Here is a 13239-nt window from a genome sequence, read left to right as displayed (position 1 = left end):
CCCACGCCCAGCTCGATGGTCACGGCCTGTCCATCTCCCCCGTACCGTCGGGCTGCGCACCGGCCGCCTGGGCGGCGGCGGCCTGTCGGGCCGCCTCCGCCTCACGCAGGTCCTGGCGGCGCTGCGCGTACGCCTCGTTGCCCTTGCTGGGCTTGCGCCGACGCGGCGGCGCGGTCACCCCCGGGGCGAGCTTGCGCGCGGACACCAGGAACGCGGTGTGCGCGATCATCCGGTGGTCCGGGCGAACGGCGAGGCCCTCGGCGTGCCAGTCGCGGACCAGGGACTCCCAGGCGCGCGGCTCGGTCCAGCCGCCGCGCTCGCGCAGCGCCTCCACCAGCTCGGAGAGCTGCGGCGTGGTGGCGACGTAGCCGATGAACACCCCGCCGGGCACCAGAGCCCGCTCGACCATGTCGAGGGTCTCCCAGGGGGTCAGCATGTCCAGGATGATCCGGTCGAAGCCGGTCTCCTGGCACTGCGCGACGTCGCCGACGTGCAGATTCCACGACGGGTGCGGCCCGTTGAAGAACGCCTCGACGTTGCGCTTGGCGATCTGGGCGAAGTCGTCACGCAGCTCGAACGAGTGCAGCTCACCCTCGGTGCCGACGGCGCGCAGCAGGGAGCAGCTCAGCGCGCCGGAGCCGGCGCCGGCCTCGAGGACCTTCGCGCCGGGGAAGATGTCACCCATCGCGACGATCTGCGCAGAGTCCTTCGGGTAGATGACCTGCGCGCCGCGCGGCATGGACAGCACGTAGTCCGACAGGAGTGGCCGCAGGGCCAGGAACGCGGTGCCGCCACCGGCGGTGGTCACCACACTGCCGTCGGGGAGCCCGATCAGCGTGTCGTGCGCCAGGATGCCGCGGTGGGTGTGGAACTCCTTGCCCGGCTCCAGCGTCACGGTGTGCATCCGCCCCTTGGGGTCGGTCAACTGGACCCGGTCGCCGGGCCGGAACGGCCCTCGGTGCACGGGTGTCAGCGCCGGGGTGGCGGGGACGGTGGAGGGAGTTGCGGTCACGGTGTCATCTTCCGGTTGGGTTCGAGGAGCTGTGCCAGGTCCGCGATGTGCAGAATGCCGACGACATCTTCGCCTGACGTCACCACGTACTGCGCGCCCGGGTGGGTCTGTACGGCCTCCATCACCCGCTCGCCGTCCCACCCGAGGGTGAGCGTGGGAAGTGTGCCCAGGGACCGGGCCACGGCGTCCACCGCCAGCCACGGCCGGCGCTCGACGGGGACCGCCTCGGCGGCGGCCGGGTCGACCAGCGCCACCGGTCGGCCGGTGGAGTCGGTGACCAGCAGGGCGGCGCCGGGTTGAGCGGCGTCGGCGCGTCGGCGCTGCGCCTCGGCCAGGGGCGTGCCGGTGCTCACCGGCCAGACCGGGCGGGCCAGCCGGGACAGGTCGATCAGCGGGAACCGGCGGCTGACCCGGGCGGCCCGGATCGACTGCCCGGCGCCGCGCCAGAGTGTGACGGCGACCAGCAGCATCAGCGGCAGCGCCAGCGGCGCCAGGCGGTCGGTGACGGTGAGCAGCAGGACCACGACCGTGGTGCCGACGGCGACGACGCGGCCGGCCCAGCCAGCGACCTCGGTGCCGAGATGCCGGTCGCGGGTCAGCCCCCACACCGCGGCGCGCAGCGCCCGGCCACCGTCGAGCGGCAGCCCGGGCAGGCTGTTGAACAGCGCGACGATGACGTTGCTGACCGCGAGCTGGAAGGCGAGCTGGTGGGCCACTGTCCCCTGGGGCAGGGCGAGCGTGGCGGCGACCGCGAGGACGCCGAGCACCGCGGAGACCGCGGGGCCGGCCAGGGACACCAGCAGGTCGACACGGGGGGACGGGGCGTCCCGGTCCATCTCGGTGTAGCCGCCGAGCAGTTCCAGGGTGATTCCGCGCACACCGATGCCGTACCGCCGGGCGGTGAGGGCGTGACCCAGCTCGTGCAGCAGCACCGAGCCGAGCAGCGACACCACGAAGCCGAAGCCGATCAGATAGCCGCTGACCTGCGGCAGGTCCAGCTGCCGGCGGGCGAACTCGGCGTACAGCACGGCGATGAGCACCGCGAACAGGACCATGGAGACGTTGAGGTGCAGCGGCACCCCGAACACCCGGCCGACGTTCAGGCCGGGGCGCCGGTCGGGTCGGCGCGGCGGCCGGGATGTCTGCTCCATCGCCACGATGCTACGGACCGTCGCTGTGTGGGGCGGGCGGCGGTCGGTGTCACACCGGTGCCCTAACCTTTGCCGACATGACGGCGGAACCGGTCACCACTCCCCAACCTTCCTCCCCGGCGCAGGCGCCGCCGACGGTGCGGGCCTCGCTGTCGCCGTCGCGTGCGGCGGATTTCAAGACCTGCCCGCTGCTCTACCGGTTCCGCAGCATCGACCGGCTACCCGAGCGCACCACCATGGAGCAGGCCCGGGGCACGCTGGTGCACGCGGTGCTGGAGCGCCTGTTCGACCTGCCCGCGCAGGGCCGCACACCGGCGGCGGCCGGCGCTCTGGTGGCCCCACAGTGGGACCGGCTGGTCACCGAGCAGCCGGAGCTGGCCGGGGTGTTCGACGGCGCGGAGCCCGCCGACCCGGTGGAGTTCCTCCGCTCGGCCGCCGGGCTGCTGGAGGGTTACTTCGCCGTGGAGGACCCGACCCGGTTGGAGCCGGCCGAGCGGGAGAGCCTGATCTCGGCGGTGGTCGACGACGAGTTGCTGATCCGGGGTTACCTCGACCGGCTCGACGTCGCCCCGGACGGGGCGCTGCGGGTGGTCGACTACAAGACCGGCGGCGCTCCGCGGGAGGCGTTCGAGGCGCGGGCGCTGTTCCAGCTCAAGTTCTACGCCCTGGTGCTGTGGCGCACCCGGGGAGTGGTGCCCCGGGTGCTGCGGCTGCTCTACCTGCGCGACGCCGAGGTGTTGGACTACACGCCGGACGCCGACGAGCTGGTCCGCTTCGAACGCACGGTGGTGGCCCTGTGGCGGGCCATCGAGCAGGCCACCGCCCGACAGGATTTCCGGCCTCGACCGAGCAAGCTGTGCGACTGGTGCAGCCACCAGGCGCTCTGCCCCACCTTCGGTGGCACTCCGCCGCCGTTCCCGGTCGCGGCGGCGAGTGCCGACCCGCTGCGCGACTCCCGGTCGGTTCCGGTGGTGCCGGGCGCCGACGAGTGACAGCCGCCCCCCGCGTCGCGGTGAGGTCGGTCCGGCTCCGGCGACGCTGATCGCCTCCTCGGGTCGGTGGGCGAGCCGCGCCGATCGGTGGGGACCCGACCGCGGCGGTGCCGCTGCGGTCGGGACAGGACGACCGGCCGGCCTCTACGGTGATCCACGACGCACCCGCCGACGTACGCGAGGATGACCGGGTGCGGCAGGCCGGACAGGAGGCGAGATGACCGAACGGGCGACCCCGGGGCGGCCGGTGCGGGTCCTGCTCGCCGACGACCAGCCGCTGCTGCGTACCGGGTTCCGGATGGTGCTGGGCGCCGAGGGCGACCTGCACGTGGTGGCGGAGGCCGGTGACGGCGTGGAGGCGGTGGAGCTGTCCCGCCGGCTGCTGCCCGACGTCGTGTTGATGGATATCCGGATGCCCCGGATGGACGGGGTGGCCGCGACCCGGGCGATCGTCGACGCCCGACTACCGGTGCGGGTGCTGGTGCTGACCACCTTCGACCTGGACGAGTACGTGGTGGGCGCGTTGCGTGCGGGCGCCAGCGGGTTCCTGGCCAAGGACGTGCCCGCCGAGGAGTTGATCGCGGCGATCCGCACGGTCGCCGGTGGGGACGCGGTGGTGGCTCCCCGCATCCTGCGGCGACTGCTGGACCGGTTCGCCGAGCTGCTGCCCGATCCGGCGGCGACGCCGTCGGCGGCGCTCGACGCGCTCACCGACCGGGAACGCGAGGTGCTGGTGCAGGTCGCCCGAGGGCTGTCCAACGCCGAGATCGCGGCGGTGCTGTCGGTCAGCGAAACCACCATCAAGACCCACGTCGGGCATGTGCTGACCAAGCTGCGGCTGCGCGACCGGGTGCAGGCCGTCGTGCTGGCGTACGAGTCGGGCTTGGTCCGCCCCAGGGCGTAGCCGCCGGCGGCCCGACTACCTCACCCGGCGTACTCGAAGATCCCACCGTGGGGTGACGGCCGCCGTTGCCTCCGTCACCTACCGTGACCGGAGACGGCCCGGCGCGGTTGACCCTCCTGTGACGTGAGGGGACACAGTCGGAGCCGGCGGGGGGTTTCGCCAGCTGGAAACACGCTCGACCGGTCGCCGGGTCAGGGGCAACCCTGATCCGACATGGGGGTGCACCCGCAGCGGAATATCCGCTCCGGGTCAGCCCCTGGGCGGACGGGGCGGGCGTGAGCAGCACCGATGATTGAACTAGTCGCGCCGGACCATCGGGGGGCGGCGTGCATTTTCGGACAGACGGAAGAGGTAGATGACGTGACCGCGACGGTAGGCCAGCAGGCGCAGGCCGCGGCCCGGGCGAACGACGTGTGGAAGGTGTACGGCAGCGGCGAGGCTCAGGTCATCGCGCTGCGGGGGGTCAGCGCGGAGTTCGAACGTGGCCGCTTCACCGCGATCATGGGGCCGTCGGGGTCCGGCAAGTCGACGCTGATGCACTGCCTGGCCGGCCTGGACTCGGTGACCCGGGGGACGGTGCAGATCGGTGAGACGACCGTGACCGGGCTGGGTGACGCGGGTCTGACGAAGCTGCGCCGCGACAAGGTCGGATTCATCTTCCAGCAGTTCAACCTGCTGCCCACTCTGACCGCGAAGGAGAACATCCTGCTGCCGCTGTCGATCGCCGGGCGCAAGCCGGACCCGGCCTGGTACGACACGGTGATCAACACGGTCGGTCTGCGGGACCGGCTGGACCACCGGCCGGCGCAGCTCTCCGGCGGGCAGCAGCAGCGGGTGGCGTGCGCTCGGGCCCTGGTCTCCCGCCCGGAGGTGATCTTCGCGGACGAGCCGACCGGCAACCTGGACTCGCGCTCCGGCGCGGAGGTGCTCGGCTTCCTGCGCAATTCGGTGCGCGAGCACGGCCAGACCATCGTCATGGTCACCCACGACCCGACCGCCGCCGCGTACGCCGACCGGGTGGTCTTCCTCGCCGACGGGGAGATCGTCTCGGAGCTGATCGAGCCGACCGCCGAGACGGTGCTGGACACCATGAAGAAGCTGGACACTCCGGCCGAGGTGGGCAACTGATGTTCCGGGCGACACTGAAGAGTCTGCTGGCCCGCAAGGTCCGGCTGATCCTGTCCGGGCTGGCGGTCGTGCTCGGGGTCATGTTCGTGTCCGGCGCCTTCGTGCTCACCGACACGCTGGGCCGTTCCTTCGACTCGGTCTTCGCCGACGGCTTCTCCGAGATCGACGTGAACGTCGCGGCGAAGCCGAAGGTGGAGCTCAACGAGATGGAGGGCGAGCAGACCTCCGCTCCCCTGCCGGCCGCCCTGGTGGACCGGGTGAAGCAGGTGCCGGGCGTGGCCTCGGCCACGGGCATCGTGAACGCCGACGGCGCCCGGGTGATCGGCAGCAACGGCAAGGTCGTCAGCTCGTTCGGTCCGCCGCAGCTGGGCGAGAACTGGACCGGCGAGAGCGACCTGCTGCAGCTGCGCGAGGGCCGCGCGCCGCAGGCCGAGGACGAGATCGTCATCAACAAGTCCCTGGCCACCACGGCGAAGGTGCAGGTCGGCCAGAAGGTCGGCGTGCTCACCGCGTTCGAGTCGAAGAAGCGGGACTTCACCCTGGTCGGCATCGCCGGTTACAGCGGTGACCGGGACTCCATCGGCGGGGTCAACGAGGTCTTCTTCACCACCCCGGTGGCGCAGCGGCTGATGCTGGGCGAGCCGGACACGTTCAGCAGCATCACCGTGAACGCCGCCAACGGGGTCTCCGACGAGAAGCTGCGCGACGACGTGGCCCGCACCCTGGGCGCGGACTTCGACGTGAAGACCGGCGAGCAGGTGGCCGCGGACGCCTCGGCCAGCCTGAAGGAGGGCCTGTCCTTCTTCAACAAGATCCTGCTCGGCTTCGCCGCGGTGGCGCTGCTGGTGGGCACGTTCCTGATCCTCAACACCTTCTCGATCATCGTGGCCCAGCGCACCCGCGAGTTGGCCCTGATGCGCGCCATCGGGGCCAGCGGGCGGCAGATCATCGGTTCGGTGGTGCTGGAGGCCATCGCGGTCGGTCTGATCGCCTCGGTGCTCGGCCTCGCCGCCGGCATCGGGGTGGGCGCGCTGCTGGCGTTCCTGTTCGGCAAGCTGGCCGGCGGCCTGACCCTGGCCGGGATCGGTGTGCCGGCGGCAGCGGTGATCGGGTCGTTCGCCGTGGGGCTGGTCATCACTGTGGTGGCGGCGCTGCTGCCGGCGCTGCGGGCGTCGCGGATCCCGCCGATCGCGGCGATGCAGGACGTGGCCACGCCGGACCGACCGTTGACCAAGATCACCGTGACCGGGTCGGTGGTCACCGGCATCGGCGCGGTGCTGCTGTTCCTCGGGCTCAGCGGCAATGCCGGCGGTCAGACCCTGGCCACCATCCTCGGTGGGGTGCTGTTCGCCTTCATCGGGGTGGCGCTGCTGACCCCGCTGATCAGCCGGCCGGTGGTGAGCCTGCTCGGGGCGATCTTCTCCTGGTCGGTGCCGGGCAAGCTGGGCCGGCTCAACTCCGGGCGCAACCCGCGCCGTACGGCGATCACCGCCGCGGCGCTGATGGTCGGCATCGCGCTGGTCACCGGCGTCACGGTGATCCTCGACTCGGCCAAGGGAAGCATCAGCGCGCTCGCCCAGGACACCATCAAGGCCCAGCTGGTGATCTCCGGTGTGCAGGGCGGCCCGCGTCCGCCGAGCTTCGACCCGGGCGTGTTGGACAAGGCGAGGGCTCTGCCCGGCGTGCAACTGGTCGACGGCGAGTACGGCGACATGGCGAGGGTCGACGGCGAGAGCACCTGGGTCGCGGCGAGCAGCGACATCGCGTCGCTGCGGCAGATCTTCGGCGCGAAGGCCACCGCCGGTGACATCGACCGGCTCGGGCCGACCCAGATGCTGGCCAGCTCGGACACCGCCACGTCCCGTGGCTGGTCGGTGGGCTCGACGGTGAACGTGCAGCTGACCCGCGGTGAGGTCCGCACGTACACGGTCAGCGGCATCTACGAGTCGTCGCAGCTGACCAACCCGGTGACGCTGCCGCCGGCCGCGGCGAAGGACTTCGCCATCCCGCAGCCCATCCAGGGCTTCATCCAGCTCGCCCCGGGCGCGCGGGTGTCCGACGTGCAGCCACAGGTGGAGGCGCTCCTCGCGGACAGCCCCGAGGTGTCGGTGGCCGACCGGGACGCGTTCATCGAGCAGCAGACGAGTTCGCTCGACGGCCTGCTCACGATGATCCAGATCTTGTTGGCGCTGGCCATCATCATCGCCGTGCTCGGCATCATCAACACCCTGGCGCTGTCGGTGCTGGAGCGGACCCGCGAGCTGGGTCTGCTGCGGGCGATCGGCCTGCGCCGCGGCCAGACGATGGGCATGATCACGGTGGAGGCGGTGGTGATCTCCGTGTTCGGCGCGTTGCTGGGCGTGGTGGTCGGCACCGGCCTCGGCGCCGCGGTGGTCGAGGCACTCAAGGACGAGGGCATCACCGACCTGATCCTCCCCTGGGGGCAGATGGGTGTCTTCCTCGGCCTCGCCGCGATCATCGGGGTGGTGGCAGCGGTGCTGCCGGCCATCCGGGCGGCCCGGATCAACGTCCTGGGCGCCATCGCCCACGACTGATCGGCACCATGGATGCCCCCGGTCGCCTGGCGATCGGGGGCATCGGCCGTCGCGGGCTGACCGATTCGACAGCGGCCGCCAGCGACCGACTGCCAGGCTGGTGGTGCCGGCAGGGCACCGGCCCGCCAGCGACCACGGCGGTGAGCGGGGCCGGTGACATGACCGATCAGGACGCGTACCAGCGGGCACTCGACAACGCCGAGCGGCTCCTCGGTCAGCCACTGGTGCTGCCGCTCGGCGAGGGCGAACCGCCGGTCGGGCACGACTTCCGTCGTCTCGCCACCGTGCAGACCTTCGGCGAGGCATGGCCCCGGGAGGGCCTGGACCTGCGCAGCCGCTGCCTCGTCTCGGTGGCGGTCGCCGCCACCCTCGGCACCCACGAGCCGCTGCGGGGCCAGCTGCGCATCGCGTTGAGCTCGGGCGTGACCAAGGAGGAGATCGTCGAGGTGTTCATCCACCTGGCCGCGTACGCGGGGGCCGCGAGAGCGTTCGACAGTTACCAGGTGGTCGGGGCGGTCTTCGCCGAACGCCCGTGACCCGGGTCGACCCGTCAGCCGGTCGCCGCGGCCCGATCGGCCAGCAACGCCGCGAGAAACTCCAGGTCCACGCCGGTCAGGCTCTCCGTCTGGCGTACGCCGACAGTGCTCGCGAGCGCCACCTCCGCCGGTACGGCCAGCACCGCCGCGCCGGACGCGAGCGCGCTGGCCACCCCGGTCGCCGAGTCCTCGATCGCCACACAACGCTCGATCGGCACACCCAGCAGCCGCGCCGCGGTCAGGTAGGGCTCCGGGTGCGGCTTGGCCGCCACCACCTCGTCACCGGCGACGACCGTGTCGAAGTTGTCCCGACCCAGGGTGTCCAGGGCGATCTCGACCAGCGCCCGAGGGCTGGAGGTGACCAGCGCGGTGGGGATTCCCGCCGCGCGGACCGCGCGCAGCAGCTCGAACGCGCCGGGCCGCCAGGGCAGTCCGGTGCGGAACAGCTCCAGGATCCGCGCGTTGATCCACGCCCCGCTGATCTCCGGATCCCGTTCGGGCTGCCCCAGGTCGTCGTGCAGGATGCGCATCGACTCGGCCATGGCGGTGCCGACGATCGAGCGGCGGGCGTCCTCGGACAGCTCCCCGCCGTACTCCTGGGCGAGTTCCTGCAGCGCGACGTCCCACAGCTTCTCGCTGTCGACCAGCGTGCCGTCCATGTCGAAGAGCACGGCGGCGGGGTGATGGCTGCTCAGCGGATCCTCCAGGGTCGTGGCCGACATCGGCGATCCTGCCAGGCCGAGCCACCGCCGATGGCCGCGACGGGTGCCGACGTGATCCGGGCAACCCGTTCACCCCAGGTCGCAGGCCTCCAGCGAGCGCTCGTAGCCGCGGAAGAACGAGTCGGTGCGCTGCTCGGCGGTGCCGTGCGAGCCCTCCGCGAACCACGGTTGGTCGGGGTCGTCGCCGACCGCCGCCACCCCCTCGCGGAACTCGTCCAGGTCGCCTTCGGCCAGGGTCAGCGCGCCGGCACGCACCGAGTCGCCGAGGTACGCCCCGGCCATGCAGTCGGCCTGCAACTCCTGCTGGATGGTGAAGCTGTAGTTGATGCCGAGGCGCACCTGGATGCCGTGCGCGTACTCGTGGCCGAGCAGGTAGAACACGAACGCGTCGCCGACCTGGCGGAACGCCGCCACCGACCAGGCGACGTCGTACGCGATGAAGTCGCCCTGCGAGCAGTAGACGGCGTTGTTGCGGGGCAACGGCTGACCACCGCAGGACACCTCGCCCGCCCGCTGGTAGGGGGTGATCCGCCGGATGGGTTGGAACCGCTGCCCGGACTCCTTGAACTGGGCCGCCCAGTAGCGCTCGGCGATCTCCTGCGCGTCGGCGACGTCCTGCTCGAACTCGGCGACGCTGGTGGTGCTGTCGGCCCGGGTGGTGCTCGGCCCCGGGGATGCCTGCGACCGGCCCGGGACGGGACGCTCACCCTCCGGCTCGGCCAGCCCGCCGCCCGCGCAGGCGAGTGACACCAGCGCGGCGATCAGCAGGGCGGCCACCGGGCCCCGGGCATCGCGCCTCGACCGTGTGCCCACTGTGCCTCCCCAGACATCGGTGCTCGCGGTGGTAGTACCCCGACGATGCGACCGAAACGCCCCGTCACCGGTTTCACGCGCGGCGCGACCGGACGGTTCACGGCGGCGGGCTCGACGGGCGGCGGGCTTTACGGGCGGCGGGCTTTACGGGCGGCACTGCCCGGGCGGGTCCTACGGGCAGTGCCGCTCAACCGCCCGACTCGCGACCGCGCTGCCAGGTGCCACCCTGGTCGCCGTGCCGCTCGGCCTCGTACCGCTGCTGCCGCACCCGGGCACCCCGCCCAGCCACCGGCTCGTCGCCCCCAACCCCACCAACCCGGGTCCCCCGCCCCCGCCGAACCACAACCCCGAACGCGGAACCAGCCACCACCACAACGATCCCCAGCACCACCCACACAGTCCCCATCCCGCCAAGCTAACCCCACCCACCACCCGTTGGCTGTCCCTGTTGCCCCGCGCTGGTGATCAAGAGCTTTGCGTCAGCCCGCCCGGCGTGTCGTGACGCAAAGCTCTTGATCACCGGGGCGGGTCGGGGTGGGGTGGGGTGTCCGGGGTTGGGGGTTGGGTTCGACGTTTCTGGTGAGGCGGTGCCACGGCGGCACCAGCCAACAGGAGGGAGCACCCGTGAAGTACATGATTCTGCTCTACGGATCGCAGCAGGACTACGACGTGTTGTCGGGGCGGGCTTCCGACCGGCCCGCGATGTCGGCCGAGCAGATCGCGGCGATGCACCAGCACATGGAGACGTTCCACCAGGCGCTGGCCGAATCCGGGGAGCTGGTCGACGCCCAGGGCTTGAGCGAGCCCGTGCACGCGCGCCGGGTGCAGGTACGCGAGGGCGCACCCGTGGTCACCGACGGGCCGTACCCGGAGACGCAGGAGGTCCTGGCGGGTTACACGATCGTGGAGTGCGCCAGCTTCGACCGGGCCACCGAGATCGCCGCCGGCCTGGTCGACCCCAACGCCCCCGGCGGGTACGTGGACGTGCGGCCGGTGCTGGAGGGCATCGAGGACCTGGCCGGCTGACCGGTGCCGCAGACACCTGTCGAGGACCTGCTGCGCGAGCTGGCGCCGCAGGTCCTCGGCGCGCTGGTACGTCGCTACGGGCATTTCGACACCGCCGAGGACGCGGTGCAGGAGGCGCTGATCGCGGCGGCGGGCGGTTGGCCGCGCGACGGCGTACCGGACAACCCGGGCGGCTGGTTGATCACCGTCGCGTCCCGCCGGCTGACCGACCTGCTGCGCAGGGAGCGGGCCCGCAGGCGGCGGGAGGACACGGTGGCGCGGTGGGTTCTGCCGGAGCAGTGGCGCGCACCGGCGGCTGACCAGCCGACGGCCGACGCGGACGACACGCTCATCCTGCTCTTCCTGTGCTGCCACCCGGCGCTGTCGCCGGCGTCGCAGATCGCGCTCACGCTGCGCGCCGTGGGCGGGCTGAGCACCGCCGAGGTGGCACGTGCGTTCCTGGTGCCGGAGGCGACGATGACCCGGCGGATCAGCAGGGGAAAGCAACGGATCCGCGAGATTGGACTGCGGTTCGCGCCGCCGACCGGCCCGGAGCGCGCGGACCGGCTCGACGCCGTGCTGCACGTGCTCTACCTGATCTTCACGGAGGGGTACGCGCGCACGGCCGGCCCCGGGTTGCTGCGCGCCGACCTGACCGCCGAGGCGATCCGGCTGACCCGCCTGGTGCACGGGCTGCTGCCCGACGATCCCGAGGTCACCGGGCTGCTCGCGTTGATGCTGCTCACCGACGCCCGCGCGCCGGCCCGGCTCGGGCCGCACGGCGAGTTGGTGCCGATGGCCGAGCAGGACCGGAGCCGGTGGCGGGCCGACCAGATCGCCGAGGGGGTCGAGCTGATCACCGGGGCGCTGCCGCGCGGGGTCGTCGGGCCCTACCAGCTCCAGGCGGCCATCGCGGCGGTGCACGACGAGGCGCCCAGTGCGGCGGCGACCGACTGGCCGCAGATCACCGCCCTGTACGAGGTGCTGCTCGGCATGTCCGACAACCCGGTGGTGGCGCTCAACCACGCGGTGGCGGTGGCGATGAGCCGCGGTCCGTCGGCCGGCCTGGCGCTGCTCGCCGACCTGGCCGACGATCCCCGACTGGCCGACGACCCACGGCTGCCGGCCGCCCGCGCCCACCTGTGGGAGCTGGTCGGTGAGCGGGTCGCGGCGCGGGAGGCGTACCGGATGGCGGCGTCCCGGTCGACGAACCTGGCGCAGCAGCGCTACCTGAACGCCCGCGCGGACCGCCTCGCGGGCGGCAGCGTGTGACGGTCAGGGGCTCGCGGCCAGGAAGACGAAGGCGGCCATCAACACCAGGTGTACGCCACCCTGCAGCACGTTGGCCCGACCCGGCACGACGGTCAGCACCGCGGTCACGGCGGTCAGCGCGAGCAGCGTGAGCTGGGTGCCGCCTAGGCCGAGCAGCAGCGGGCCGTCCAGCCAGATCGAGGCGATCGCGATGGCCGGGATGGTCAGGCCGATGCTGGCCATCGCGGAGCCGAGCGCGAGGTTGAGGCTGGTCTGGACGCGGTCGCGGCGGGCGGCGCGGGCGGCGGCCAGGGTCTCCGGCAGCAGCACCAGCAGGGCGATGATCACGCCGACGAACGCGTGCGGCAGGTTCGCCGCCGCAACCCCGGCCTCGATGGTCGGGGAGACCGTCTTGGCGTCGCCGACCACCGCGACCAGCGCCACCAGCAGCAGGCCCAGGCTGACCAGCGCCGCACGGGTGGTGGGCGGTTTGGCGTGCTCCTCCGTCTCGATGACCTTGCCCCGGCTGTCGACCGGCAGGAAGTAGTCGCGGTGCCGGCCGGTCTGCACGAGCACGAACAGCCCGTACAGGGCCAGCGACGCGACGGCGGCGAAGACGAGTTGGGCCGGGCTGAACTCCGGGCCGGGGCGGGCCGTGGTGAAGCTGGGGATGACCAGGCTCAGGGTGGCCAGGGTGATCACGGTGGCCAGCGCACCGCCGGTGCCCTCCGGGTTGAACACGGCCACTCGGCGGCGCAGCGCTCCGAGCAGCAGGGACAGGCCGAGTATCCCGTTACAGGTGATCATGACGGCGGCGAAGACGGTGTCGCGGGCGAGCGACTGGGTCTTCTCCGGCCCGCTGATCATGAGCGTGACGATCAGGGCCACCTCGATCACGGTGACCGCGACGGCGAGCACCAGGGACCCGTACGGCTCCCCCACCCGGTGGGCGACCACCTCCGCGTGGTGCACGGCCGCGAGCACCGCGCCGCCGAGCAGCACCGCGACGAGCACGATGACGGGCCCAGGCAGGCTCCGCCCCCAGGTGACCATCAATATCAGGACGGCGAGCACGGGTACGACAAACGTCCAGTCGGTCAAGCGGGAGCGAAGGAGGGCGGCCATGCCTTACAGAGTGCCAGGTCAAGTGATCATGTGCCCACCATCGAC

The 13239-nt window shown here is 72.3% G+C and carries 13 protein-coding genes; 7 read left to right on the top strand and 6 right to left on the bottom strand.

What is annotated here, in order from left to right:
• Positions 1-19: 19 nt before the first annotated feature.
• Positions 20-1012: a tRNA (adenine-N1)-methyltransferase gene (locus tag CLT68_RS21295; RefSeq protein ID WP_088948106.1), complete on the bottom strand. Its 993-nt coding sequence runs from the start codon at positions 1010-1012 to the stop codon at positions 20-22.
• Positions 1009-2100 (bottom strand): site-2 protease family protein, encoded by a 1092-nt coding sequence (locus CLT68_RS21290; protein WP_486482452.1) that lies wholly within the window; start codon positions 2098-2100, stop codon positions 1009-1011. The genes CLT68_RS21295 and CLT68_RS21290 overlap by 4 nt, the downstream gene beginning before the upstream one ends.
• A gap of 140 nt (positions 2101-2240) precedes the next feature.
• Here CLT68_RS21290 and CLT68_RS21285 point away from each other — a divergent pair, with 140 nt between their 5' ends.
• The 5 genes from CLT68_RS21285 (at position 2241) to CLT68_RS21265 (ending at position 8278) form a co-directional block, all read left to right on the top strand.
• Positions 2241-3155 carry a PD-(D/E)XK nuclease family protein gene (locus CLT68_RS21285; RefSeq protein WP_099853349.1) on the top strand — a complete coding sequence of 305 codons (915 nt, stop codon included), beginning with the start codon at positions 2241-2243 and terminating at the stop codon, positions 3153-3155.
• Between the two features lie 217 nt (positions 3156-3372).
• On the top strand, positions 3373-4059 hold the full coding sequence (locus tag CLT68_RS21280) for a response regulator transcription factor (RefSeq protein ID WP_099853346.1): 687 nt from the start codon (positions 3373-3375) through the stop codon (positions 4057-4059).
• A 360-nt stretch (positions 4060-4419) separates the two neighbouring features.
• Positions 4420-5187: an ABC transporter ATP-binding protein gene (locus CLT68_RS21275; protein ID WP_088948102.1), complete on the top strand. Its 768-nt coding sequence runs from the start codon at positions 4420-4422 to the stop codon at positions 5185-5187.
• Positions 5187-7742, top strand: a complete 2556-nt coding sequence (locus CLT68_RS21270; RefSeq protein ID WP_099853344.1) for an ABC transporter permease — start codon at positions 5187-5189, stop codon at positions 7740-7742. Before CLT68_RS21275 ends, CLT68_RS21270 begins: the two co-directional genes overlap by 1 nt.
• Positions 7743-7750: 8 nt before the next feature.
• On the top strand, positions 7751-8278 hold the full coding sequence (locus CLT68_RS21265) for a carboxymuconolactone decarboxylase family protein (RefSeq protein ID WP_486482263.1): 528 nt from the start codon (positions 7751-7753) through the stop codon (positions 8276-8278).
• A 14-nt stretch (positions 8279-8292) separates the two neighbouring features.
• Here the strand turns inward: CLT68_RS21265 and CLT68_RS21260 are convergent, their stop codons facing one another.
• The 3 genes from CLT68_RS21260 to CLT68_RS32655 form a co-directional block, all read right to left on the bottom strand.
• Complete coding sequence (locus CLT68_RS21260) at positions 8293-8949, bottom strand: HAD family hydrolase (RefSeq protein ID WP_099857432.1); 657 nt, start codon at positions 8947-8949, stop codon at positions 8293-8295.
• A gap of 120 nt (positions 8950-9069) precedes the next feature.
• A complete protein-coding gene (locus CLT68_RS21255) occupies positions 9070-9813 on the bottom strand; it encodes a neutral zinc metallopeptidase (RefSeq protein WP_099853341.1) in 744 nt (247 codons plus the stop codon).
• Positions 9814-10000: 187 nt separating this feature from the next.
• Positions 10001-10219, bottom strand: coding sequence for a hypothetical protein (locus CLT68_RS32655; RefSeq protein WP_143743218.1), 219 nt, complete (start codon positions 10217-10219; stop codon positions 10001-10003).
• A 227-nt stretch (positions 10220-10446) separates the two neighbouring features.
• Here CLT68_RS32655 and CLT68_RS21250 point away from each other — a divergent pair, with 227 nt between their 5' ends.
• Together CLT68_RS21250 and CLT68_RS21245 are read left to right on the top strand one after the other, a co-directional pair.
• Positions 10447-10839: a YciI family protein gene (locus tag CLT68_RS21250; protein ID WP_231927465.1), complete on the top strand. Its 393-nt coding sequence runs from the start codon at positions 10447-10449 to the stop codon at positions 10837-10839.
• A gap of 3 nt (positions 10840-10842) precedes the next feature.
• The gene (locus tag CLT68_RS21245) at positions 10843-12090 is read left to right on the top strand and encodes a sigma-70 family RNA polymerase sigma factor (protein WP_099853337.1); all 1248 of its coding nucleotides are present in this window, start codon (positions 10843-10845) and stop codon (positions 12088-12090) included.
• A gap of 3 nt (positions 12091-12093) precedes the next feature.
• On the opposite strand, the gene CLT68_RS21240 is transcribed toward CLT68_RS21245, so the two are convergent.
• Positions 12094-13194, bottom strand: a complete 1101-nt coding sequence (locus CLT68_RS21240) for a calcium:cation antiporter (RefSeq protein ID WP_099853335.1) — start codon at positions 13192-13194, stop codon at positions 12094-12096.
• Positions 13195-13239 lie beyond the last annotated feature (45 nt).

The sequence above is a fragment of the Micromonospora sp. CNZ299 genome, from assembly GCF_002754415.1.
This window is presented reverse-complemented; position numbering and strand designations above follow the sequence as displayed.

Coding starts and splice junctions, on each gene's coding strand:
- CLT68_RS21240 (WP_099853335.1), bottom strand. CDS start 13,194: ATGGCCGCCCTCCTTCGCTCCCGCTTGACCGACTGGACGTTTGTCGTA.
- CLT68_RS21285 (WP_099853349.1), top strand. CDS start 2,241: ATGACGGCGGAACCGGTCACCACTCCCCAACCTTCCTCCCCGGCGCAG.
- CLT68_RS32655 (WP_143743218.1), bottom strand. CDS start 10,219: ATGGGGACTGTGTGGGTGGTGCTGGGGATCGTTGTGGTGGTGGCTGGT.
- CLT68_RS21270 (WP_099853344.1), top strand. CDS start 5,187: ATGTTCCGGGCGACACTGAAGAGTCTGCTGGCCCGCAAGGTCCGGCTG.
- CLT68_RS21265 (WP_486482263.1), top strand. CDS start 7,751: ATGGATGCCCCCGGTCGCCTGGCGATCGGGGGCATCGGCCGTCGCGGG.
- CLT68_RS21250 (WP_231927465.1), top strand. CDS start 10,447: ATGATTCTGCTCTACGGATCGCAGCAGGACTACGACGTGTTGTCGGGG.
- CLT68_RS21280 (WP_099853346.1), top strand. CDS start 3,373: ATGACCGAACGGGCGACCCCGGGGCGGCCGGTGCGGGTCCTGCTCGCC.